We start from the raw sequence: 21,861 nt of genomic DNA, 5'->3' as shown, positions 1-21,861 counted from the left end.
CAGGTTACAGCAACAGCACCAGCAAGGCCGCCACGAGCACTGCCAGCACCAATGACACTCCCTGCCAGAACCGCACCGGATCCCGCTCCATCAACGGCAGCGGGGCCGGGTGATCCGCTTCGGGGCTGGGGTGACGCAAGTTGAAAATGAACTCCGAAAGCGCCTCATGACGCCTGTTGGGGTCCGGATGCAGGGCCCTGCGCAGCACTCCATCCAACCATACCGGGAGCTCCGGGTTGTAGCGCCGTACCGACTGGTAACGCAGACGGTTCAAGGCGCTATAACTCCGGGCCCGCGCCACATCCGTACCGTAGGGCAATTGCCCCGTAAGCATTTGATAGGCGATCACACCCAGCGAATAGATATCCGACCGGACACTGCCCGGACGCGCCATGAAGTACTCCGGCGCGGAATAGGCCGCCGTGCCCAGAGGCCCCTCATCAACGGTCACCGGCGCCATCTCCATAACGCCCGGCACACGGGTTGAGCCAAAATCGATCAACTTGACGGTGCCCTGCTGGTCAATCATGACATTAGCCGGACGCAGGTCCCGGTGTACCATCTCCAGACGATGAAATGCCTGGAGCCCGCGGGCGATCTGCTCAACAATGTCGCGTACTGTTTCAAGCGCCGGGCGCGGGTTATCGGTCATCCATTGGGCCAGGGTGCGCCCTTCAATGAACTCCATAACCGTATAGAGGTAATGCCGCTGGTGTTGTGGCGGGCGGGCACTGGCCACATGCACCTGATCAATGCGTTGAGCAATCCATTCCTCCATCAGGAAGCGCTCCACCTGACCCGGATCATCCCGCATTTCCGTGCCCAATACCTTCATTGCAACCCGTTCCCCGGTTGCCTCATCCAGTGCCAGATAGACCTGACTGCGCGCGCTGGCGTGCAACTGCCTCTGGATCCGGTACCCCTCAAACCGCATGGGTGGGTTAAGCGCTGGCGGGAAGGGTAACCCGATCAGGTGCTGTACGACCTCGGCCGGCTGTGCCTGCTCCGGGACAGCCTCCACCCGGACCACCTGCACCGTGAGGTTGTCTTCGCTGCCATTCTGGTACGCCTGCTCCACAAGCTGACGAGCCAGGCCATCGAGGTCCTCCCCGCCCTCGTCGATCACCCCAGCCATGGCAGCTGCGTTGAGGCATTCATGCACGCCATCAGTGGCCAGCACAAAGACATCCCCCGGCTGGATACCGACCCGCAGGTAATCAATCTCCACGCGCTCATCAGCGCCCATGGCCCGGGCCAGGTGGCTTTTCTCAGGGGAGACCCAAAGACGGTGATCCTCGGTGAGCTGCTCCAGCGCCCGTCCCTGCAACTGGTAGATGCGACTGTCGCCCACATGGAAAAGGTGCGCAAAAGGGCCCTTGAGCACCAGGGCACTGAGAGTGCAGACATAGCCGCGGTCCATGTCATACCGGTACTGGCTGCGCCGTGTCTGGGCATGGAGCCAGGAGTTGGTAGCCGCAATCACCCGCTGAACGGCGTTACTGACGGACCAGGCCTCGGGAGTGGCGTAGTAGTCCCCAAAGAAGCCGGCAACCGCCGCCTGGCTGGCAACCTGACTGACACCACTGCTGCTGATACCATCCGCCACGGCAACGGCAATCCCCTTGGTCTCCCGTTCCGTCCCCTGCGGCTGGCATGCACCGTAACAGTCCTGGTTAACTGTCTTGCGCCCCTTTCTGGAGCACTGACCAATGGAAACCGTGAGCCTGGATGCCATGAATGCGGGACCGCCCAGCCTTGCCGGATCAATGAGCCCGCGGGGTATGCAAGTGCGATACCAGCGTCAGGCGCTCCCCAGCCAGCAGCGATAGAACCAGGCCCAGGCACCGCCTTGGGATCGCCCGCGCTGGATCTCCTCACGGTATTCGGAAACGTCCTCGCCAGCGCTGGCCAGCTCTTTAAGCAGGGACTGAAGGCGCCGGTACTCACGTTCACTCAGTGGTGGGTGTTCCGCGGCGTGAAGCTGGCTATGGGCCGAGGGGCCCCCATTGATGCTGCAAATCACGCTGTTACCACCATTGGCGATGCGCAAGCTCCGGCCGGAATTGCCTGAGGCTGCCCCGCTGGTGTCGGCCTCGCTGTTGTCGGCCTCGCTGTTGTCGGCCTCGCTGTTGTCGGCCTCGCTGTTGTCCCCGGCTGCCGTATTGACAGTATCCGAATCGGAGGTGGACGTGGTTGCGGTTCTGGAGGTGGCATCCGGTTCCGACTCCGGTTTCTGTTCCTGCTTTGACTCCGGAGTCGGCTCAGGCTCGGCGTCATCCCCGGATTCGGAGGCCAGCTCAGACTCAGGGCTCTTCCCGGAATCAGGCGCCGTTCCGGGTTCAGACGTTGATTCAGAGTCGGCCGCTGGTTCAGATTCGGATTCTGAGCCAGACTCAGACGCGGTTTCCGTCTCGGAGCCAGTGTCAGTCCCGGATGCGGGTGCAGACCCGGATGCTGCTTCAGAGTTGGACGCGGGTTCAGAACCAGACGCCGATTCAGAGCCAGCCCCCGACTCGGCGCTTGAATCCGGCTGAGGGTCCGACTCCGTACTGGCTTGAGCTACCGGTTCAGCTTCTGGCTCCTCTTCCGATTCAGACTCAGGTTCTGCTTCAGCCTGAGCATCCGGGCTGGGTTCGGGCGCTGGTTCAGGCTGCTGCTCAGGCTCTGAGCCGGATTCCGTGTTACCGGAAGCGGCCTGACTTGAGGCCCCGTCGTCTTCCTCATCCCCGGATCGGTCCTTGGCGGCTTGCGTGCCGGAAGACGGGCGTTCAGCCCCATCATCCGATGATTCATTGATCTGCGGACCTGAGGACTGGGAGGTTTCCTCACTTGGCTGCGACGCTGTCTCTGTTTCCGAGGTCCCGGTGCTTCGATTGGTCGAATCCCATTGCCAGTAACTACTGGCACAACCTGTTAGCGCCAGTGACGCGATAACCAGTAACACCGCCTGTTTCATGAAGCGCCCCGTGGTTTTGGATTATTGTTCAAGGATGACGTATTGGTAATCCATGAGTGGTCATTCTTAACACAGGCGCGACAACAGGGGCGTGTCACTGCGCACAGTTCAATCCAACGATTATGACCGGACGCGATGGGCTACTTTTCCGGTAACCACTGGCGCGGGCCGGGACCTGAAAGCGACACGATCCAAAAATCGCCCTGTCAGCAGGCTGTCATCTTTCATCGCTAGCGTTCCGGTTCAGGCCTCCCGGTCAACCCGGCCAGGAGCGCCCCTGATTCGACGATCACCCTCAGGAGCCCATCAATGGATGCCATGAAACGCTTGAACGCCGGATTCCTGGTTACGCTGCTCGCACTGTTACTTGTCGGCTGCCTGAACGACGACGAAGACAACGACAGTAAAGCAGGGAGCCAGGAGGCATTCCGCATGCAATTGCTGCATTTCGCCGACGTGGACGGCACCGGGGGCCTTGCTGACGTCCGTAATTTTTCGGCCCTGGTCAACGGCTTCCGTTCTCGTTACCCCGAGCGCACCGTCTTGGTGAGCTCCGGCGATAATCTCATTCCGGGTCCGGAATTCTTTGCGGCTGCGGACCCGGAGCTTGATCCCGTCCTGGGCACGCCGGGTAAGGGCCGGGCCAATATTGCCTGGCTCAACGAACTCGGCGTCCAGGCCTCCGTGGTGGGTAACCACGACCTGGATGCCGGCACCAGTGCCTTCGCGGAATTGATCGCGCCGGATGGAGACTGGCCCGGGGCCCGCTTCCCTTACCTGGCAGCCAACATTGATTTCAGTAACGATGCCACCGCCAGCCTGGTGACCGATGACGCTCAGTCCGCTCAGCCCAATACCGTTGCTGGCAGCGCGACCGTCACGGTCAACGACGAAACCGTGGGCCTGGTCGGCGCCGCTGTGCCCAGCCTGGCGAGCATCACGGACACCGGGAAAATGGTTGTCAGCCCGGACGGGTTTGACGCCACCCAGGCATCGGACCTGGATGCCCTGGCCGCCGAAATCCAGCCAGCAGTGGATGAGCTGACCAGCGCCGGCATCAACAAAGTCATCCTGCTGGCCCATATGCAGCAGCTTGCCATTGAGGAGGCGCTGGCGAAGCGCCTGGACGGAGTCGACATCATCGTCGCCGGCGGCTCCAATACGCTTCTGGCTGACGCCAACGATCGACTCCGGGAAGGCGACAGCGCCGCCGGTGATTATCCGAAGACATTCAGCTCCGCGACGGATGAACCAGTGATGCTGGTGAACACGCCCGGCGACTTTACCTACCTGGGCCGACTGGTGGTGTCATTCAATGAGGAGGGCATTCTCTTGCCGGACTCAGTTGATCCGGCGGACAGCGGCGCCTATGCCACGGACAGGGTCAGCTTGCCGTTCAACCCCATCAGCGACGTCGCGGCCATTGCCGACGCCCTGGAAGGCGTACTGCAGGAAAAGGATGGTAACGTGCTGGGTCGGACAGACACTTTCCTGGATGGCCGCCGCGCCCGGGTCAGAACCCGTGAGACCAATCTCGGCAACCTGACTGCGGATGCCAATCTCTGGATGGCCCGGCAGACAGACACCAGCACCAGGATCTCACTGAAAAACGGCGGTGGCATCCGCAGTGCGATTGGGCGCGCGGTTCAACCAGCCGGTTCCAACAACCCGGATGACTTGGAGCTGTTGCCGCCGGCCGCCAATGACATTGTGGGTAAGCCGGAAGGCGGCGTTTCGCAGCTGGACATTGAAACCAGTCTGCGCTTCAACAACGAGCTGACCCTGCTCACCGTGACTGCCGCGGAACTGGCCGACATTGTGGAATACAGCGTTGCCGCCACGGGCGAAGGTGCCAAGCCCGGGCAGTTCCCCCAGGTCGCGGGCATCCGGTTTACCTTCGACCCGGACAGGCAACCCAGAAGCGCCGGCGATACCAACCAGGCGGACCCCACCATCAATGGCAACCGGCTGCGGTCGCTCAGGATCGTGGATAACAGCGGTAACGTCACGGATACCGTAGTGGCTGACGGCATGGTGCAGGGCGATCCCGGCCGCACTTTCCGGCTCGTCACCCTGGGATTCCTGGCCAAGTGCGTGGGGGCCAGCAACACCGATTGCGGAGACGGCTATCCCCTGAACGGGCTCGCCGGCCCCAACCGCGTGAACCTGGTCGATGCCGGCACCGACCCGGGTAACGCCACCTTTGCCGCTACTGGAAGCGAGCAGGATGCCCTGGCGGAATACCTGCGCCATCGCCATCCGGACGCCGACAATGCCTTTAACCAGTCACCGGCGGTCAATAACCGGATCCTGAGGCGGTGATGATGGCCCGTTACCGCAGGAGCAGGACCGGTATGCGGGTGCGGCGCAGCATGTCCGTGGTCGTACTGCCCACCAGCAGGTGGCGGATGCGGGAATGGCCGTAGGCGCCCATCACGAGCATATCGATGGCCTGTTCTTGCTGGTAGGTGTGCAGCACCCCTTCCACCTCACCGGGGCGGATGGTGCCCTCAGCCTCGTGGCCTGCCTCCCGCAGCGTCTCAAGGGCCCAGTCCAGATGGAAACGATTGTCCGCCAGGTCCGGCCCGACAAGCACCACATGCACGGGCACATCCTGGAACAATGGGCTCCGGGCGACCATTTCCACGCCCTTGCGGGTCGTCCGGCTGCCGTCAAAGGCAATCATTACCTTCCCGGGGGGTTGGAACGCCTCCGGCACCATCAGGATGGGGCGGTGCAGGGTACGGATAACGCGCTCCAGGTTGGAGCCCAGGTGTTCGCTGGCCTGGTCAACGCCCTCGCCCCGTTTGCCCAGCACCAACAGGCGAATCTCTTGCTGGAGTTCCTCCAGCGTTTCCACCAGGGTCCCATTACGCTGGCGCGTAACCGCTTCGGCCACACCGTCCTCCAGGGCCCGATCCTTCGCCGCCTGCAGCATGACACGCCCCTGTTCCTGGGCAACCCGGGCCCTTTGCTCATCCAGGCGCGAAAGCTCCTCCATCAGGTGCTCACGGGCCCCCAGGCCCAGATTACCGGAAAGATCCTGCTCCTCCGGGGCGCTATGGTTATCGTTCACGTGCAGGAAGGTCAGAGGTGCCCCCAGTGCCAGGCTGGCCCAGGCCGCGCTGTCGCAGACCGCCTCCGAAAACTGTGAGCCGTCGATGGCGGCCATTACCTGTTCGGTCATTTCATTCCTGTTGTTGTTATCCACTTCAGCCATTCAATGGCCCCCCATCAGTTTCTCAACGGCAGCCGGGTCATCATGCACCGCGTAACGGTCGACAATGGTAGCGCTTGCCTCGTTGAGACCCACCATCTCCACGGCCGTGCCCTCGCGGCGGAACTTGATCACCACCCGGTCCAACGCCTCAACGGCCGTGATGTCCCAGAAGTGCGCCCTTGAGAGGTCGATGGTGACGTTCTCCACGGTCTCCTTGAAATCGAAAGCATCCATGAAGCGCTCCGAGGAGGCAAAGAATACCTGGCCCACCACGCGGTAGATACGGCCCTGCCCATCCTCGGTTTCTTCAGAGCCAACATAGAGGATATTGCCCACCTTGTTGGCAAAGAACAGGGCCGCCAGCAGGACGCCCACAAACACCCCGATCGCGAGATTATGGGTGCCCACAGTCACCGCCACCGTGGCCAGCATCACAATATTGGTACTCATTGGATGCTTCTTCAGGTCCCGTATGGATTCCCAGCTGAAGGTGCCAATGGAAACCATAATCATCACCGCGACCAGGGCCGCCATGGGGATCTGGGATACCCAGTCCGCAAGAAAGACCACCATTACCAGCAGTGTAACCCCGGCAATCAGGGCCGAAAGCCGGCTACGACCACCGGACTTGATGTTGATCACTGACTGGCCAATCATTGCACATCCCGCCATGCCACCCAGCAGGCCGGAGCCGATATTGGCAATGCCCTGCCCGCGGCATTCGCGGTTCTTGTCGCTGCGGCTATCGGTCAGGTCATCCACGATGGTTGCTGTCATCATGGACTCCAGCAGACCCACCACCGTCAGCATCAACGCGGTGGGAAAGATGATCTTCAGGGTCTCAAGGTTGAGTGGAACCTCCGGCCACAGGAAAACCGGAAGGCTGTCCGGAAGCTCACCCATGTCGCCCACGCTGCGGATTTCCATACCGGTGGCCATGTAGACCGCCGTCAAAACCACGATGCACACCAGCGGCGAGGGAATGGAGCGGCCAATGACTGGCAGCCAGGGAAAGCCGTAAATGATTGCCAGCCCCGCCGCCGTCATAGCGTAGACGTGCCAGATCACATCCGTGAGCTCCGGCAACTGGGCCATGAAGATAAGGATGGCCAGGGCGTTGACGAAGCCAGTGACCACCGAACGCGACACAAAGCGCATCAGGTCCGCCAGTTTGAGATAGCCCGCGATGATCTGCAGCACACCAGTAAGCAGCGTGGCCGCGAGCAGGTACTCCAGACCGTGCTCCTTCACGAGCGTGACCATCAGCAGGGCCATGGCCCCAGTGGCCGCCGAAATCATGCCCGGGCGCCCGCCTGCAAAGGCAATGACCACACAGATGGCGAATGAGGCGTAGAGCCCCACTTTGGGATCAACACCGGCGATGATGGAGAACGCGATCGCCTCGGGAATCAACGCCAGCGCCACGACGATGCCTGACAGGGCATCGCCCTTGAGGTTGGAGAACCAACCCAGTTTTATCGTTTCGTACATGGTACAGCCTGATCCGGGGAGGATGGAAAATGGGGAGCCGCCGCCCCATTGGAGGCGCGGGATTATACAGACAACAGAGACACATGCACAGGATTCAACCTCCCTACGCCTGTCCTGCTCAACCGTTAACAAAAGAGGGGGATCTGTTTGGCGGCACGAACCAACGCCAGGATCATAAGGGTTGGAATAAGAGCTACAGGTGGAATACCTCAGCGTTGGGGGGGCGCCGGTGAATCGCCAGCCGGTTCCGCGTGGGGAACCGATACGGGGGTAACGGGCGTTTCAATGGACTCCGGCACCTCCTGACCTTCTGCCAGACGGCGCAGTGTTCGATAGACTTCCCGCCCCATCGCCTTGAAGTCAATTGATACATACCCCGTGACATGGCGACGTGCCAGCAACCTGAAGTCAATCGGCCGGAGCTTCCCCGTCGCCACCAGAATGGGAACAGGCGCCTTTTCCGGCTGCGCACGCGCTACGACATCACTGTAGCGCTGCGCCGAAACGACGGGCCAGGCTCCCACCGAGATGATGGCCGACGCAACGCGCTTGTCCAGAATGTATTCAAGCTGCCTCAATGCGGCATTGACGGCATCATTGTTGTAGAGTGGACAGCGCGGTTCCTCACGCCACGAGGTGTTGCGTTTCAGGTACTGGCGGGCCCCGGCAATGCGCTGTTTCAGGTTGGCATCCTCGGGATCGGACGACATAAAACAGAGTTCGCTGGGTGATTTCCCGGTTTTAACAAGAAGCTGGGCCAGTTTTTTGCCAATCAGCCTGTTGCTGGGGCCAACATAGGCTTGCCTCAGGTGTTGAAGCTCCCGCTCGAAGTCCGAATCAAAGGTGATGAGCGGAGCATGATCCGAGTCCCACCGGCGTAACGCGTTCTCCTTGAGAAAGGACCCTTTCGTGACCGATAAAGCAATACCGTCAGGTTGCTGGATGATCGCCTTGCGCAATGCCTCGTTCTGCTTCCGGAAATGGGCTTGACCGCTCGGCCCACCCTGAATACAGCGGTCACCATGCTTACGGGCCTCTTCCTGGCACCCCGCATAGACCTCAATGAAGTTGATGTCCTCATGACTCTTGCCGACGACGACAAAGGTTCGTTCATCAGCCTGTACCCCCATGCAGGCGGCAACGAACCCTGCCAGCACCATCACGCGCAGCCCCATAGCATCCTCCCTGACCGCGGTTAACGCGATCACTCTGCAATGCCTCTAACCGCAGCCTAGACCCTTTGCCGTGACAATGCCCGCCCTGGAACTTTCTAATGGGCCCCCGGGCTCAGAGCCCCTGGGCACCCCGACGTAACCAATTATGGGCAAAAGCCATCTTTTGGCGGGCATGGTCCGACAGAACAAAGGGATAGATGTCCGATAACCCCATGGAACGGTTAACGTGGTTAACGCCGATGCTCAGTGCCGCCGCCGTATGGATCAGGCGATGGGGGTCCGGCTCTGAATAAGGGTCCCAGCCCGCATGCGGTACTTGCGATGACGATAAGCCCGTGGCCATGAAACTGTCGGCGATATCCGTCAGGTGCAGCAGATGCGCCACGGTCTCTGCCCAGTCTTCATGGGGGTGCGCCGAGGCATAACTGGTGAGGTAGTATTGATGCCACTCGGCGGGCGGACCATTCTCATAGTGGTATTGAAGAGACGCCGGGTAATCAATCCGTTCGTCGCCAAACATGGCGCGAAAGGCATCCAGAAAGTCATCGCGCAGACTGAGCCGCCACCAGATCATGTGCGCGATCTCGTGGCGCATGTGGCCGATCATGGTGCGATACGGCTCTTCCAGTGCCTCCCGGCGGGTGGTGACCAGCACCGGATCCACCTCCGCCACACTGATCGTTACCACGCCTTCTGCGTGGCCCATTGGCACGGGGGTCGGGCCTTCTGCCAATAGATGGAACACCGGCCGCGCCCCAGGGTCCTCCGGCCGGAACCAGTGCCACCGCCCGAGATTATCCAGAACCCACCGCTTGGCCGCCTCAGTCTGGGCCCAGTTGGGGATGGCATCGGGAATGGAAGGGTCAGGCGCCAATGCCGTCATGGCACAGGCGCGACAGAACGCTCCCGCCTCGGGCGCTATCCAGTTACACCCGATCCGTTCCCGGTTGGCGCAGAACGGCGGCATGGGCAGAAAGGCCCGGGCCTGGGGGTCATACGCAACGGGGATGCCATCGGCCGTGGCCAGGTTGTCGAACCAGAGGGTGCCAGCACCGACAGGGTTGGCGAAAACGCGCATGGGAGGGCTCCAGTGAGGATGTTAACGTCCAGAGTGCGCGCAGCAAGTGCGTTCCGCAAGTCGTGAATGCCCAACCACTACGCATGCTATAGTAAACCCTGTAAGCAGAACCGCCAGGTGGCAAGCAGTGAGACTTGGAAGACCATTGACGTTGACGGTGCTGGCTGCCGGCCTGTTCCTGGTACTGGAGGGGCAGGACTTTTTCCACCAGAGCCGGGACTTCAACACAGCAGACCAATGCGACATTCCCATCCGCATCAAGGCCGGCGATTTCGACAGCCGGTTTCCCGTGAGCGAACAGACGTTCCAGCGGGCACTGGATGACGCCATCGACCTCTGGGAAAGCCGCACGGACACGCCACTGTTCACCCGCGACGCCAGGGCCGGCCTGCCCGTCAGCCTCGTCTACGACAGCCGTCAGGCCCGGGCCAATAACAAACGGGCCGCCCTGAAACGCATCAAGGAACGCGACACGACCGTTGAGCGCCAGGAGCGCGCACTCAAGCAGCGCCGTGATGCCCTTGACCAGGCCTGGGATCAATTCGAGCGTGACAGGGAGCGCTTCAAGGAAAACAGTGAGGACGTGGAACAGCTGGTTCAGCAGTGGAACAACGGCCAGATGCACCGGACCCCGCAGAACCGGCGAATGCTTGAACGCCAGAGGAACAAGCTCGACGCCCGGCGTACCCGGCTTGAACAACAGCAGGCACAACTCGAGCGCCGGACGGAACGGTGGCGCCAAGACGCGGACGATCTTAACGCGGCCATCAAGGCACTCAACGAGCGGGCACAATCATTCAACGACACAGCGTCCAGCGAGTCGATGATCACCACGGGTGAGTATCAACAGAAGAACGATCAGCGCCGGATCGAGATTTACCGGGCCAATAACGAGCAGGAACTGAGACAGGTCATCGCCCATGAGCTCGGCCACGCGCTTGGCATTGGCCACGTGAGCGACTCCGCCGCCATCATGAACGCCGCGATGACTACGGACAATGCCGGGGCCTCCCGTCTTACAAATGACGATCTGGCCGCACTGGATGGGGTCTGCCAGCTGTGACCGGGCTGGGTCAGTGCCCTCCCTGCCAGTCCCGCACAACATCGATCTCGAACAGATGCCCGTCCAACCGGAAGATCACGCCAGCGGTGGTGATCTCCTCAATGACCAGCCCCTGGAAACGGGCACCTTCGCGCAGCAGCCGGTTATTGATCATCACGCTCCGGGAGGAAGGCCTGGAGGACCAGACGTGGCCATTGAACGTCATCTCAGGTACCTGCTGCTGGACCGAGCGGGGCATATCCTGGATCGGTGGCACCTCTTCCCGGCTCTCCGTCGTACGCGCTGGGGAAGTCACGTTATCCGGCGGTTCCCGATCAGGCGCCTCGGAGGCGGGTTCTGGCGGCTCCGTGGATGACGCCGACGGTTCCGCTTCGGAGGCGACCGGGTTAGAAGCCTCGGAGGGTTGGGAGGTACTGACGGCTTCAGGTGCCCTTGTCGCCTCCTGAGCGTTCGGCTCCGGAGCGGGCTTTGCGGTTGCCTCTTCCTTGGGCTGGGGCCTTTGTACCGTCGCCACCTCACCGGACACCAGGGCTTCATTGCCAGGACCGGATTCAGGCCATACCAGATAGGCCACAACGGCGGCATTGGCCGTCAGTGCCAGCGCCAGGAGGTAGGGCCAGATCTCGCGCTGTTTCCCCGGAGCGGACGCAAAGGACACCCGGTGACCGGAATCACCCGGCTCCGCTCCGGAACGCTCGGCCTCGGATTTTTTCAGGGCTTCCAGGATATAGGACATGGGACCGCCTCAGCCTGACAACGGATCGGATGATGCACTGGAAAGCGTCGGAACGGAACGCCCCATGTAATGGTTCAGGCGGATGAGCGTCAGCGGCCCGATAACACCGTCCGTCCGCAGCCCTTCCCGCCGCTGGAAGGCCTCGATTCGCGGTTCAAGCCCATCATCGGGGGAGCCGGGCGTCAGTGACAGCGCTTCCTCCGCCTTGCGCAGGGCCTGATGCAACCAGAGCTCACGGTTGCGGGTGCTGCCGGGCTCGATCAGGCGGGAATCCCATGGCGGCACACGCCAGAGCAGGGAATAATCCCCAAACCAGACCGCTTCCACAGCGTCACGGGAGACCCACTGCCGCTCGCCTCCCACTTCCAGTCGCGCCTTCCCCGGTTTCAGGGCGAGCAGAACCGCGGACACCGGTTCTCCCTGCTGATTGATCAGTTCCAGTACGGCGGGCCGGTCGAGTAAGGCCAGACGGCTCCAGCTCCCCTGTCGGTGAAGGCAACCCAGCCCGCGTGTCTCACCCCAGTCGCACGCCTGCCCGTGCTCACTCGGGCGGTAGTCGTAGCCCCAGAGATCGAACAGGGTCTGATAGGCCCGGGTACGTGAGGCCTCGGAACTCAATGACCCAAGCGACAGCCCGGCGGCCTGGTGGGTGCCCGGGTTGGCTTGCCGCTTCACCTGCCCTTCGTCCGCCCTGCTTCCAGCCTGAGCGATCAGGGGGGTGCGCTCGTCCACTTCATCCGTCGCGGTCATCATCAGTGTGCCGGCCGCCACCGTGAGCAGGAACGCACTGACTCCCAACTTGAGCTGCGGCTTGCTCCACAGAAGCCGACTGGGGCGAAACCACCGCTCTTCACGGCCACCACCAAGGACTTCCCGCGCCGCACGGCGAACCGTGGACGCATTGATGGTGAGGCAATTGCGGGTGTAGGCGCCCAGCAAACTGCGGTCACAGATCAGGTTGATCAGCCGAGGAATGCCATGGCTGTGCCGGTAGACCGCCGCCAGCGCCCGCCGGCTGAAGATCGTGCCTTTCTGGCCCGCCACGGACAGGCGGTGGGCGATGTAGTTGTCGGTTTCGCGACGGCTCAGTTGATCCAGATGATAGCGCGCCGTAATCCGCTGGGAGAGCTGGCGGAGCCGCGGACTGTCCAGCAGGGTCGCCAGTTCCGGCTGCCCAAGCAGAGCAATCTGCACGAGCTTTTTTTCCGATGTTTCCAGGTTCGTCAGCAGCCGCACCTGCTCCAGAACCTCCACTGAGAGATTCTGGGCCTCATCAATCACGACCAGGGTATGTCGCCCCTTGGCATGCGCCTGCAGCAGGTAGTCATTAAGGCGGTTGATCATCTCCATGATCGAATGCCCTCGCACCTCGGGCATGCCCAGTTCAAGGCAGATGGTCGCCAGCAGCTCCCGGGCACTGACCTTCGGATTGAACACCAGCGCAATGTCCACGTTCTCCGGTATTTCCTCCAGAAAACGCCGGCACAGGGTTGTTTTGCCGGTTCCAACCTCTCCTGTCAGAACCACAAACCCGCCCTGGCCCGACACGCCATACAGGAGATGAGCCAGCCCTTCCTTATGGCGTTCACTGAGATAGAGGTATCGGGGATCGGGCGCGATGGTAAAGGGCGACTCGCGGAACCCGAAGAAGTCGTTATACATGGCGCTCTACGGTCAATCGATCAACGGATCAGGGAGTGCACAAAATAACGCAGCAATCGCCGGGTGTCGTGTATTGCGTCGCGGTGCCCGGCCCATCAGCGCCTATGCGGCTTTTCGCCCCCAGGCCTGCACCAATGTAAAGGTGATCTGGACCCGATCCGGATCATTGACGGCGCGTTCAACGCCCTCAACCAGGCGCTCAAACTCCCGCTCCGTGGTCAGGCCGGCCTCAATCATCCGCTCCCGCATGGCACGGGCGCCAATCAGCGGCATGCGCCTGTAGGGATGACAGTCCTGCAGCGCCTGAACGGAGGCACGGATCCGCACATCCTCCAGTCCATGCTCTTTCAGCATATGGAAGGTGCGGCGCCCGATGTTGATATCGCCCCGCAAGGCAAATGTTTGTTCCAGAAGCGCCAGCAGTTCAGCCCATTCCGGGCATCGCGGATAGAACCCCCAGGAGCTGTGATCGTTTTCCTGCGAGGCAATCACGCCCCCGGGCTTCGCCAGGCCAATCATGGTCCGCAAAACCGCGGCGGGCTTTTCAACATGAGGCAGGAGGAAACGGGCATGGACGAGATCAAAGGCGCCCTCTGGTAACACCGGAGCGGAAACGTCGCCCTCCTGGAGCTCGACATTGCTCAATGCCTCAGAGTTCACATAGTCGGCGGCAGCCGCCAGGAGCTCTGGGTCGGCATCCAGGCCCACAACACGCCCGGCGTCACCAACCCTGTGGGACAGAGGGCCCAATACGCCCATTCCACCACAGCCCAGATCCGCACACGTCCATCCTGGACCAACCCCAATCTGGTCCATCATTACCCCAGCGTCTGGCTCCCAGACACGGGCCTGAACCTGCAGACGGCCCAGTTCCTCATCACTGGCGAGAAAGTAATCCTGGTCAATGGGCGTGGATGACATCCTATACTCCTGTTTGAAGCTGATACCCACGTCGTAACGCTGCTGAAGAATAGTGCTTGTCCAGAATAGCGGAAGGACTCAACCCTCTACCCTTATCGACAGGATCCAGGTAAGAACTCCTCGCTAACGTCCGTTTTGTTCTCACCAACCGCTTTCATGCCGTCCACGGGACCATCATAGCCACAGAGCCAAGTGATGGGGCTGGTAGGGCTTCCTTCTACGACAGCAGGCCGGAACGTCAGTGTCTTGCCCTGCAAAGGTTCCGAGGCTTTATTGCCCATGGAGACGTGGATGGCGCCGTTATTCACAACCACTCGGGTGATCCGATTGCCAATCAGCTTGTCAGGCGCGGGCAGGCCCGCCATGGCATTATCAGCCGGGAAGCGCCGCTGGTCCTGATAATACTGCCTAATATCCTCCCGCACCTTGGAGGCCATGGAAAGCGCCTCCACCATCTCACTGCGATGGATGTAGGTTCGATACTGTGGCAGGGCAATGGAAGCCAGAATACCGATCATGGCGACCACCACCATCAACTCAATCAGCGTAAAGCCACCATAATCCCTCATACGACGTCTCCCATCATGAATATTGGCGAGTAAGCACTGGCAAGAAAAACAATGATCATGGCCACGATCAGAACAACGCAGAAGGCATAGACCCTTCGCATTTGTGTCTCACAAAGCTCGACCAGATTTCGGTGTTGCACCCTGACAAGGGCCGGAATCTCCTGACTGAGATCAACACCTTCCTGTTCCAGTTTCCAAAGATGGGATACGACTCTGGAAGATCCATCCTCCGATCCCAGAGGATAGAGAATAGCCGCTTCCAGATTGGCGTAGGCGGTTCGCGCTTTCGGACGCACCAACAAACGCGCCACGCCTGCCCTACCCCACCCAACCGAGCCATCAGCCAACCCCTTGAGAACATGGCCCATCACCAGCGCCAGCCCAATCAGGAGCAGAACCCCTACCGCCACCCCCCCTCCGTAGTCACGGAAAATGGCTACGTAATCAGGGGTTTGTACCCCAAAGGTCTCGTAAAGAGCCGTAAAGTGAGGCATCACCTTGACCTGGTACAAGGCATTGACCCCAATAAATAAAACAGACACATAAGCCAGATAGATGGCGATGCGTTTGAGTTGCAAAGGCTGGGGTGTCTCTGTTGCCAAGTTGAAGCTGGCGTAGAGTTCAAGTAGGTAACGGGCCTGATTTGGATCCGGGTGCGCAACAAGCCTATCGAGAAGCCGACGCGGCAGGGTACCCGGACGCAAAGGCTTGCCGTAGAGAGCAGTGTCTGGATCCGCCTCTACCTCCTTCAACCGTTCCACCAATGGTTCATCGGCTTGGCGGGAGGCAACAGAACGGCGGCAAATGTGGTGAAAGCGTTCCCATGTCATGGTGGTCGTTTTCCTTTACTCAACAGCCACAACCCTACCTGATTTGTTGGTTGCTGGGTACAGGGCACCAGGTTGCCCCATTCTCCCGTCAGTATCGAGAACCCGAGCTCTGTACCATACTGATAATTCAGCCCATGAGCTCAATCCAGTCCCAAGCGCTTATGACCGAGCGGCAAGTGAAACGACACTTAACGGGGAGAAGCCTGCTCCTGTTCGTGCTGATGATCACAGGCGGAGCGGTGCAAGGAGCGGAACCGCTGACCATGGCCCACACCCAACGCCCTCCCTATCATTACCAGGAGGGCGATCAACCCCTCCCCAAGGGTCTGATGGCCGACATCCTGATCCGCGCCCTTTATCACGCCCGCATCGAAGTGAACTTTCAGGTAATGCCGGCGCGCCGCATCATGATCCAGAGCCAGAAAGAGAAGCCGTTCTGTTCGTTCACCTGGTTCAAGACAGAATCCCGAGCCCAGTTTGCCACCTTTACAGAACCGCTCTGGACGGATCGGCCATTCCAGGTGGTGACCCACCGAAGCCACCAGGAACAACTCGAACGCTTTTCAACCTTCGACCAGCTGCTCACGGAAAGCAAACTGGTCCTGGGCACACGCCGCAACATGTCGTACGGCGATCAGCTGGATAAACGCCTGAACCGGGAGGGAAACAGCGTTGAGATTCACAAGGCCGTGAACAATCAGGTCAATATGGCAAAAATGCTGGCGCGCCGGCGCTTTGACTTCATGCTCATGACGCCTGCCGAGCTGCCACGTGTCTTTGAAGCCGCGGGCATCCCGCGCTCCGAGTACGTGGCCCTTGAATTCCCCGATATCCCGAATGGAGAGAAACGCCGTGTGATGTGCAATAAGGCTGTTGAAGACAGTCTGATCGAACGGCTCAACCAATCCATCCGGAAGTTTTCGGGGCCTTAGGCCAAGGCAGTCAAGGCGAAACGCGCTGGCCCCTGTATATGCGAACGCTTTCAGAGCGGTGGGGCTTCTCGCCCTGGTTTTCCCGATCCTCAGCCTCCGACGCCGTTGCCGCCACAACCCGGCCGCGATAGATCTTGTGCGGCGCTTCCTGCGTCGGCTCAGGTTCGGGAGGGCGTACCATCGCCTCAAGCTGCTCCTGCAGGCTCTTCAATTGCTCGCTGCGGGAGGCATCGGCATAGCCCTTGAGCTGGGCAAACAGCTGATCGTCGGTTAACGATAGCGCATCCCCAAACTCCGAACGGATATGCCCCCGCATCGCCTTGATGATCGAGACCACTTTGCGATCAATCAGCCAGCTTTTATCCATGGTACTGCTCCGGAGGTGATTTCCCGGGGCGATGCAATCATCATACCGGCCCCGGAGCCCCTCACATCGGCTTCAGCGCCTTCCTGAACCGCGATCGTGCACCAGGTGAGGGAGCTGGCGCACCATCCTGGGCCCGCCGAAGCGGGCACCCGGATCGTCGAAAATCATCCACGGCTGCCTACCCGATGATCTCACCGCCAAGGGAATACCCTCCCGGCGCTGTCTCACGGATGTGGACAACCACGAAATCGCTTACATCCTCCTGTTTTTCCTGCTGGAAGAATTGCCCCACCGTTTCGGTGAGCTGACCCGCTAACCGTTGCCTTTGCGCCTGATCCAGGTCTTCCTGCGGAACGGTCACTTGTACTGTCGGCATAGCATCCTCCTTTCGTTGTTGAATGACAGGTATTGACATCTGTCATCTGATCAAATGAAATTAATGACGTCAACACCCCGAAGACAGGAGGCAACGATGCAGACACGATTCCTGACGAACGCCAACACCCCCCTGCCGGCAGTGGGTCTGGGCTGTATGGGCATGTCGGATTTCTACGGCCAGACAGACCAGGCGGAGTCCCTTGCCACCATCCACCAGGCCCTGGAAACGGGGATGCCCCTGCTCGATACCGGTGACTTCTACGGGATGGGCAGGAACGAACTGCTGATCCGGGAAGTCCTCAAGAGCTGGCCCCGGGAGAAGGTGTTCATCGCGGTCAAGTTCGGAGCCCAGCGTGACCCGGATAGGAACTTCGTGGGATTCGACGGTTCACCGGCCGCCGTGCAGAACTTCCTGGCCCATACCCTGACCCGCCTGGGTACGGATTACGTGGACCTTTACCAACCCGCCCGGGTTGATCCCGAGGTTCCGATTGAGGACACAGTCGGCGCCATCAACCAGATGCGCGAGGCAGGCTACGTCCGCCATATCGGCCTTTCGGAAGCCGGGCCGGAGACCATCCGCAGGGCGCATGCCGAGACGCCGATCAGTTGGTTGCAGACCGAGTACTCACTCCTTTCGCGCGGGATTGAGCAGTCCATATTGCCCACCTGCCGGGAACGGAACCTCGCGATCAGTGCCTATGGGGTCCTTTCCCGGGGACTGCTTTCCGGGCACTGGCAATCCCGGAACCTCAATTCCGGGGACTTCCGGAACCACCTCCCCCGGTTCCAGGGCAGCAACCTTGACAATAACCTGGGGCTGGTAGAGGCTTTGCGCGGCATTGCCGAGGACAAGGGCTGCTCCGTTGCCCAGCTCGCGATTGCATGGGTACTGGCCCAGGGCGATGATATCCTTCCATTGATTGGAGCCCGCACACGTGAACGGCTGGCGGAATCCCTCGGCGCGTTGCAAGTGGAACTGAGCGCTTCGGAGCTCGCACGCATTGAAGACGCCGTCCCCGCGCGTGCCGTCGCCGGAGAACGTTACAATCCTGAGCAGATGAAGATGCTCGATAGTGAACGATAGGAGTGCCAACGTCGGATGAGCCAAGATGTTCTCAGCCCCAGCCACATCCTCGATGCCGCCGAGGAGGTCCTGCGCCGTTACGGTCCCTCCAAAACCACGGTTGTCGATGTGGCGCGGGCTCTGGACGTCAGCCATGGCACCATCTATCGCCACTTCCCGACCAAGGCGGCACTGCGGGACTCGGTGGCTGAACGCTGGCTGGCGCGCGTTTCCACTCCCCTCGCAGCCATCGCAGAGGAGGACGGACCGGCCCCGGATCGCCTCCGACGCTGGCTAACCGGCCTCGCCCAGGCCAAACGGCGCAAAGTCTTCGATGACCCGGAACTCTTTGCCACCTACCACACCCTGGCGGAACAGGCCCGCGGCGTGGTCGATGCCCATGTTTCTGAACTCACAGGTCAGTTGCAAAGAATCATTGAGGATGGCATCCGGGATGGGGACTTCCGGGTCGACGACCCGGAAACCGCGGCCCAGGGCGTGTTTGACGCCACCCTCCGCTTCCACCACCCGGCCCATGCCTCCGAATGGAAGAAGCCGGACATTGATAGGGCTTTTGAGTCGGTCCTTCAAATGGTGCTCTCAGGGCTCTCCTGAGCGCGCCGCCCGTCACCCAGCCGGCGGCGCCATGAACTCAGGCCCAACGGGATCATCGATGCAGCGGGCCAGGATGTCATCGATGGCGGCCATCGCCTCCTTATCCAGTGACCAGCCTTCGATCTCACTGACCGGATCCAGCTGCTCCGGTCTCCTGGCACCCCAGAGCGCCGTCGTCACACCGGGCTGATCCACCAGCCAGCGAAGCGCCAGCGCGAGGACGTTCTTCTGGTACCGATCCCGGGCGAACCGATCCAGTTCCGCCACGGCGTCCAGGTACTGGCGATAGCGTTCGCCCTGGAACTTCGGGTCGTTATTGCGCAGGTCGTCACCGTTGAACTGTGTATCCTCCCGCATCTTGCCCGTCAGCAGGCCCCGGCACAGGGCGCCGTAGGTAATGGTCGCGATGCCGTTCTCCCGGCAGTAGGGAAGGATCTCCTGCTCGATGTCCCGCTCAAACAGGTTATAGGGCGGTTGCAACGCGTGCAGGGACACAGTCTTCTGCAGCTCGTCCATCTGCGCGGGCGTGAAGTTGCTGACAGCAATCGCGCGGATCTTCCCCGCCTGGTAGAGCTTTTCCAGCGCCCGGGCGGTCTCCTCCATGGGCGTCTCCGGATCCGGCCAATGGACCTGGTAAATGTCGATCCGGTCCGTCTGGAGGCGCCTCAGGGAATCCTCCACTTCCCGCTCAATGCGCGACGCACTCGCATCCCGCCAGACCTTGTCGTGATCATCGTTCCAGTTCAGGGCCACTTTTGTGGCCAGCGCCACCTGATCCCGACGACCGTCAGCCAACGCCTTGCCTACGATCTCCTCGGAACGCCCGAAGCCGTAGACCGGCGCCGTATCGACCAGACCAATGCCCTTATCGATAGCGCGGTGGATGGTATCGATGGACTGGGCTTCGTCGGTTCCTCCCCACATCCAGCCACCAATAGCCCAGGTCCCAAGCCCGACGGGCGTCACCTGAATGTCTGTGTTGCCGAATGTCCGCGTCTCCATTTGTCCTCCTGTTGGCTTGGGAATCAGTTGGCGCAAAGGCCGCGTTGTGAATGCATCGTACTGGAGACATGCGTGGGAGGGTTGGGGAATTCAACCCCAGCTCCAATAGCGCAAATTGACAGCACAAATACGACCCAACTAGTATCACCCTTGAAATGGATTCCGCTACGTCTAAAGGAAGGACGCGATGAACTCTCAACCCCCTGCCGAACTCGCAGAATATCAATTCAACATCCGCTCATTTCATCCCAACAAGACCTTTGGTTGGTCCGGCCTTTTCTTTGAGGGCGACAACCGACGTTTTTCCCTGAAGCCCAGCGGCACGCCCTCAGTCACATCGCGTATCTGGCAGCGATTCACACTTAATACCAGCAGCAACGCCGTCAGTAACCTGGCCACCCGATCCGATCCATCCAAAGCGCCATGGCAAAACAATGACGTGGAGTACAAGGACAAAAGAAGACGGCCGAAAGGCCAGGTGATAGCTGACGCCCGCAAGCTCCCATCCAAGATAAGACATTACGAGCTCCAGGGCCGCTATGGGGGAGAGAACCACGCCATGCCCGGATCCGGGGAGCTCAAAGAGTCTCTGGGTATCACCTACGTGCCAACGCTCAACGTTAACTACAAAATCCTGATCGACATTGATCGCGTTAACCGTCACATGGACATTGTCACCTACGTTCGGGGTGATGACTTTCCCAATTGCGAGGCCTTTGTTGTCGGTCCCGGGGACAGTCGTGTTTTCCTTGGCGTCCACGTCCGCAAAGGCGCTGCTCCCCTCGCCTTGGCCGCAAATCTGGGGTATCCAATGATCGCATCCGCCATTCGACTCCCCATTAACCTGGATGGAAGTTTCAGCGGAACGGTTGGTGACGAATTGGCACGTCGCAGCGCCGGTAAACGTAAGCTCGAGTATCAAAGTATCTCGGAGTGGAACGCACGATTCCACTCAATCAGCCCGAACAGTGGCCGTTGTAAAGGCGTGGAAGATCCCTCTCACCTCAAAGAACTCCTTGAGATGGACTGTTACCTATGAATTCAACTACACGTTTGACTAGAAGATACCTTAAAGCCACTGCCTTTCTCGTCCTCTTCCTGATGGCTGGATGTTCTGAGGGACGAGAGCCAGAGCTATACTTAATACCGGAAGGTTATGTCGGCTCCTTCCATATTGTTTTCAATATACCCAGCGGCAAATCTCAGACTTATGAGAATGGGGCACGGGTTTACGACATTCCAGAGGATGGTGTTCTGCTTATGCAGTCCGATTCAAACCCGGGGTCGATCAGTGGAGAGAAAATCAACTTCTACTATGAGTCAGAGGACGGGAATCGCAGACAGATTAAGGGACGGTGGACTACAAGCCTGCATGATACGCCTGAAAACCGATCCGATAACCAAGTCTACATCTTTGGGGGTGGCATCGGGCTAATCGAGCCGGTGCGACACTGCCAGATTTACACCTCGGATTACTACGTCGGCACAAAATCCCAAGCATTGGATAATGACGGTCATTTCGACATCTATAGTGACCAAGGCATCGACAATCTTCCGGATGAGGTATTCCTGGAAGCCTGCAACAACAAGTAGTTCTGAGGATGTGCCCACGGACAGATTTGAGCGTAGCCCCCGGTCGGGGGTCAGCCAGAAAACCAACTAAAATACACGCCAGCGCAACCAAAAGTGTCAGGTAAACAGATCATCTCGGAGCGAACGCTACTCATTTGGATTATTGCCACAGTGGCGTTTTCAATCCCCCTCATGCTTGCTGGCAGTTTAGTCGTCCTGGGGGTTTAT

Annotated in this window: 21 protein-coding genes; 7 read left to right on the top strand and 14 right to left on the bottom strand. The window is 60.2% G+C overall.

The window, feature by feature from the left end; genetic code table 11:
• Positions 1-4: 4 nt before the first annotated feature.
• Both AC1RQI_RS14965 and AC1RQI_RS14960 read right to left on the bottom strand, forming a co-directional pair.
• Positions 5-1,735 carry a bifunctional protein-serine/threonine kinase/phosphatase gene (locus AC1RQI_RS14965; RefSeq protein ID WP_481905430.1) on the bottom strand — a complete coding sequence of 577 codons (1,731 nt, stop codon included), beginning with the start codon at positions 1,733-1,735 and terminating at the stop codon, positions 5-7.
• A 66-nt stretch (positions 1,736-1,801) separates the two neighbouring features.
• Positions 1,802-2,956 carry a hypothetical protein gene (locus AC1RQI_RS14960; protein WP_481905429.1) on the bottom strand — a complete coding sequence of 385 codons (1,155 nt, stop codon included), beginning with the start codon at positions 2,954-2,956 and terminating at the stop codon, positions 1,802-1,804.
• A gap of 309 nt (positions 2,957-3,265) precedes the next feature.
• Between AC1RQI_RS14960 and AC1RQI_RS14955 the strand changes: the two genes are divergently transcribed.
• The gene (locus AC1RQI_RS14955) at positions 3,266-5,278 is read left to right on the top strand and encodes a bifunctional metallophosphatase/5'-nucleotidase (protein ID WP_481905428.1); all 2,013 of its coding nucleotides are present in this window, start codon (positions 3,266-3,268) and stop codon (positions 5,276-5,278) included.
• Positions 5,279-5,288: 10 nt separating this feature from the next.
• On the opposite strand, the gene AC1RQI_RS14950 is transcribed toward AC1RQI_RS14955, so the two are convergent.
• The 4 genes from AC1RQI_RS14950 to AC1RQI_RS14935 form a co-directional block, all read right to left on the bottom strand.
• Complete coding sequence (locus tag AC1RQI_RS14950; protein ID WP_481905434.1) at positions 5,289-6,143, bottom strand: universal stress protein; 855 nt, start codon at positions 6,141-6,143, stop codon at positions 5,289-5,291.
• Positions 6,144-6,176: 33 nt separating this feature from the next.
• Complete coding sequence (locus tag AC1RQI_RS14945) at positions 6,177-7,667, bottom strand: SulP family inorganic anion transporter (protein WP_481905427.1); 1,491 nt, start codon at positions 7,665-7,667, stop codon at positions 6,177-6,179.
• Positions 7,668-7,876: 209 nt separating this feature from the next.
• Positions 7,877-8,842, bottom strand: a complete 966-nt coding sequence (locus AC1RQI_RS14940) for a substrate-binding domain-containing protein (protein ID WP_481905426.1) — start codon at positions 8,840-8,842, stop codon at positions 7,877-7,879.
• 112 nt (positions 8,843-8,954) lie between these two features.
• Positions 8,955-9,920 (bottom strand): zinc-binding metallopeptidase family protein, encoded by a 966-nt coding sequence (locus AC1RQI_RS14935; RefSeq protein ID WP_481905425.1) that lies wholly within the window; start codon positions 9,918-9,920, stop codon positions 8,955-8,957.
• A gap of 145 nt (positions 9,921-10,065) precedes the next feature.
• Between AC1RQI_RS14935 and AC1RQI_RS14930 the strand changes: the two genes are divergently transcribed.
• Positions 10,066-10,983: a matrixin family metalloprotease gene (locus AC1RQI_RS14930; RefSeq protein ID WP_481905424.1), complete on the top strand. Its 918-nt coding sequence runs from the start codon at positions 10,066-10,068 to the stop codon at positions 10,981-10,983.
• 10 nt (positions 10,984-10,993) lie between these two features.
• Here the strand turns inward: AC1RQI_RS14930 and AC1RQI_RS14925 are convergent, their stop codons facing one another.
• The 5 genes from AC1RQI_RS14925 to AC1RQI_RS14905 all read right to left on the bottom strand — a co-directional run bounded on the left by AC1RQI_RS14925 (position 10,994) and on the right by AC1RQI_RS14905 (position 15,701).
• A complete protein-coding gene (locus tag AC1RQI_RS14925) occupies positions 10,994-11,719 on the bottom strand; it encodes a general secretion pathway protein GspB (RefSeq protein WP_481905423.1) in 726 nt (241 codons plus the stop codon).
• Positions 11,720-11,728: 9 nt separating this feature from the next.
• Positions 11,729-13,381: an AAA family ATPase gene (locus AC1RQI_RS14920; protein WP_481905422.1), complete on the bottom strand. Its 1,653-nt coding sequence runs from the start codon at positions 13,379-13,381 to the stop codon at positions 11,729-11,731.
• A 102-nt stretch (positions 13,382-13,483) separates the two neighbouring features.
• Positions 13,484-14,302 (bottom strand): class I SAM-dependent methyltransferase, encoded by an 819-nt coding sequence (locus AC1RQI_RS14915; RefSeq protein WP_481905421.1) that lies wholly within the window; start codon positions 14,300-14,302, stop codon positions 13,484-13,486.
• Between the two features lie 92 nt (positions 14,303-14,394).
• Entirely contained in the window at positions 14,395-14,871 is a 477-nt protein-coding gene (locus AC1RQI_RS14910; RefSeq protein WP_481905420.1) for a pilin, read from the bottom strand.
• Entirely contained in the window at positions 14,868-15,701 is an 834-nt protein-coding gene (locus AC1RQI_RS14905) for a hypothetical protein (RefSeq protein WP_481905419.1), read from the bottom strand. The genes AC1RQI_RS14910 and AC1RQI_RS14905 overlap by 4 nt, the downstream gene beginning before the upstream one ends.
• Positions 15,702-15,964: 263 nt before the next feature.
• Here AC1RQI_RS14905 and AC1RQI_RS14900 point away from each other — a divergent pair, with 263 nt between their 5' ends.
• On the top strand, positions 15,965-16,633 hold the full coding sequence (locus AC1RQI_RS14900) for a hypothetical protein (RefSeq protein ID WP_481905418.1): 669 nt from the start codon (positions 15,965-15,967) through the stop codon (positions 16,631-16,633).
• A 10-nt stretch (positions 16,634-16,643) separates the two neighbouring features.
• On the opposite strand, the gene AC1RQI_RS14895 is transcribed toward AC1RQI_RS14900, so the two are convergent.
• Complete coding sequence (locus AC1RQI_RS14895) at positions 16,644-17,000, bottom strand: hypothetical protein (protein WP_481905417.1); 357 nt, start codon at positions 16,998-17,000, stop codon at positions 16,644-16,646.
• A 178-nt stretch (positions 17,001-17,178) separates the two neighbouring features.
• Positions 17,179-17,376 (bottom strand): tautomerase family protein, encoded by a 198-nt coding sequence (locus AC1RQI_RS14890; protein WP_481905416.1) that lies wholly within the window; start codon positions 17,374-17,376, stop codon positions 17,179-17,181.
• Positions 17,377-17,472: 96 nt separating this feature from the next.
• Between AC1RQI_RS14890 and AC1RQI_RS14885 the strand changes: the two genes are divergently transcribed.
• Both AC1RQI_RS14885 and AC1RQI_RS14880 read left to right on the top strand, forming a co-directional pair.
• Positions 17,473-18,465 carry an aldo/keto reductase gene (locus tag AC1RQI_RS14885; RefSeq protein ID WP_481905415.1) on the top strand — a complete coding sequence of 331 codons (993 nt, stop codon included), beginning with the start codon at positions 17,473-17,475 and terminating at the stop codon, positions 18,463-18,465.
• A gap of 15 nt (positions 18,466-18,480) precedes the next feature.
• A complete protein-coding gene (locus AC1RQI_RS14880; RefSeq protein WP_481905414.1) occupies positions 18,481-19,059 on the top strand; it encodes a TetR/AcrR family transcriptional regulator in 579 nt (192 codons plus the stop codon).
• 12 nt (positions 19,060-19,071) lie between these two features.
• On the opposite strand, the gene AC1RQI_RS14875 is transcribed toward AC1RQI_RS14880, so the two are convergent.
• Complete coding sequence (locus AC1RQI_RS14875) at positions 19,072-20,061, bottom strand: aldo/keto reductase (RefSeq protein WP_481905413.1); 990 nt, start codon at positions 20,059-20,061, stop codon at positions 19,072-19,074.
• 187 nt (positions 20,062-20,248) lie between these two features.
• On the opposite strand from AC1RQI_RS14875, the gene AC1RQI_RS14870 reads away from it, so the two are divergent.
• Both AC1RQI_RS14870 and AC1RQI_RS14865 read left to right on the top strand, forming a co-directional pair.
• Entirely contained in the window at positions 20,249-21,100 is an 852-nt protein-coding gene (locus AC1RQI_RS14870; RefSeq protein ID WP_481905412.1) for a hypothetical protein, read from the top strand.
• The gene (locus AC1RQI_RS14865; RefSeq protein ID WP_481905411.1) at positions 21,097-21,654 is read left to right on the top strand and encodes a DUF6843 domain-containing protein; all 558 of its coding nucleotides are present in this window, start codon (positions 21,097-21,099) and stop codon (positions 21,652-21,654) included. Before AC1RQI_RS14870 ends, AC1RQI_RS14865 begins: the two co-directional genes overlap by 4 nt.
• Positions 21,655-21,861: the final 207 nt, after the last annotated feature.

It is taken from the genome of Salicola sp. AFF1 (assembly GCF_056783195.1).
This window is presented reverse-complemented; position numbering and strand designations above follow the sequence as displayed.

Bases quoted from the DNA above. Each gene is read 5' to 3' on its own strand.
- AC1RQI_RS14965 (WP_481905430.1), bottom strand. From the start codon at position 1,735: ATGGCATCCAGGCTCACGGTTTCCATTGGTCAGTGCTCCAGAAAGGGG.
- AC1RQI_RS14960 (WP_481905429.1), bottom strand. From the start codon at position 2,956: ATGAAACAGGCGGTGTTACTGGTTATCGCGTCACTGGCGCTAACAGGT.
- AC1RQI_RS14955 (WP_481905428.1), top strand. From the start codon at position 3,266: ATGGATGCCATGAAACGCTTGAACGCCGGATTCCTGGTTACGCTGCTC.
- AC1RQI_RS14950 (WP_481905434.1), bottom strand. From the start codon at position 6,143: ATGACCGAACAGGTAATGGCCGCCATCGACGGCTCACAGTTTTCGGAG.
- AC1RQI_RS14945 (WP_481905427.1), bottom strand. From the start codon at position 7,667: ATGTACGAAACGATAAAACTGGGTTGGTTCTCCAACCTCAAGGGCGAT.
- AC1RQI_RS14940 (WP_481905426.1), bottom strand. From the start codon at position 8,842: ATGGGGCTGCGCGTGATGGTGCTGGCAGGGTTCGTTGCCGCCTGCATG.
- AC1RQI_RS14935 (WP_481905425.1), bottom strand. From the start codon at position 9,920: ATGCGCGTTTTCGCCAACCCTGTCGGTGCTGGCACCCTCTGGTTCGAC.
- AC1RQI_RS14925 (WP_481905423.1), bottom strand. From the start codon at position 11,719: ATGTCCTATATCCTGGAAGCCCTGAAAAAATCCGAGGCCGAGCGTTCC.
- AC1RQI_RS14920 (WP_481905422.1), bottom strand. From the start codon at position 13,381: ATGTATAACGACTTCTTCGGGTTCCGCGAGTCGCCCTTTACCATCGCG.
- AC1RQI_RS14915 (WP_481905421.1), bottom strand. From the start codon at position 14,302: ATGTCATCCACGCCCATTGACCAGGATTACTTTCTCGCCAGTGATGAG.
- AC1RQI_RS14910 (WP_481905420.1), bottom strand. From the start codon at position 14,871: ATGAGGGATTATGGTGGCTTTACGCTGATTGAGTTGATGGTGGTGGTC.
- AC1RQI_RS14905 (WP_481905419.1), bottom strand. From the start codon at position 15,701: ATGACATGGGAACGCTTTCACCACATTTGCCGCCGTTCTGTTGCCTCC.
- AC1RQI_RS14900 (WP_481905418.1), top strand. From the start codon at position 15,965: ATGGCCCACACCCAACGCCCTCCCTATCATTACCAGGAGGGCGATCAA.
- AC1RQI_RS14895 (WP_481905417.1), bottom strand. From the start codon at position 17,000: ATGGATAAAAGCTGGCTGATTGATCGCAAAGTGGTCTCGATCATCAAG.
- AC1RQI_RS14890 (WP_481905416.1), bottom strand. From the start codon at position 17,376: ATGCCGACAGTACAAGTGACCGTTCCGCAGGAAGACCTGGATCAGGCG.
- AC1RQI_RS14885 (WP_481905415.1), top strand. From the start codon at position 17,473: ATGCAGACACGATTCCTGACGAACGCCAACACCCCCCTGCCGGCAGTG.
- AC1RQI_RS14880 (WP_481905414.1), top strand. From the start codon at position 18,481: ATGAGCCAAGATGTTCTCAGCCCCAGCCACATCCTCGATGCCGCCGAG.
- AC1RQI_RS14875 (WP_481905413.1), bottom strand. From the start codon at position 20,061: ATGGAGACGCGGACATTCGGCAACACAGACATTCAGGTGACGCCCGTC.
- AC1RQI_RS14870 (WP_481905412.1), top strand. From the start codon at position 20,249: ATGAACTCTCAACCCCCTGCCGAACTCGCAGAATATCAATTCAACATC.
- AC1RQI_RS14865 (WP_481905411.1), top strand. From the start codon at position 21,097: ATGAATTCAACTACACGTTTGACTAGAAGATACCTTAAAGCCACTGCC.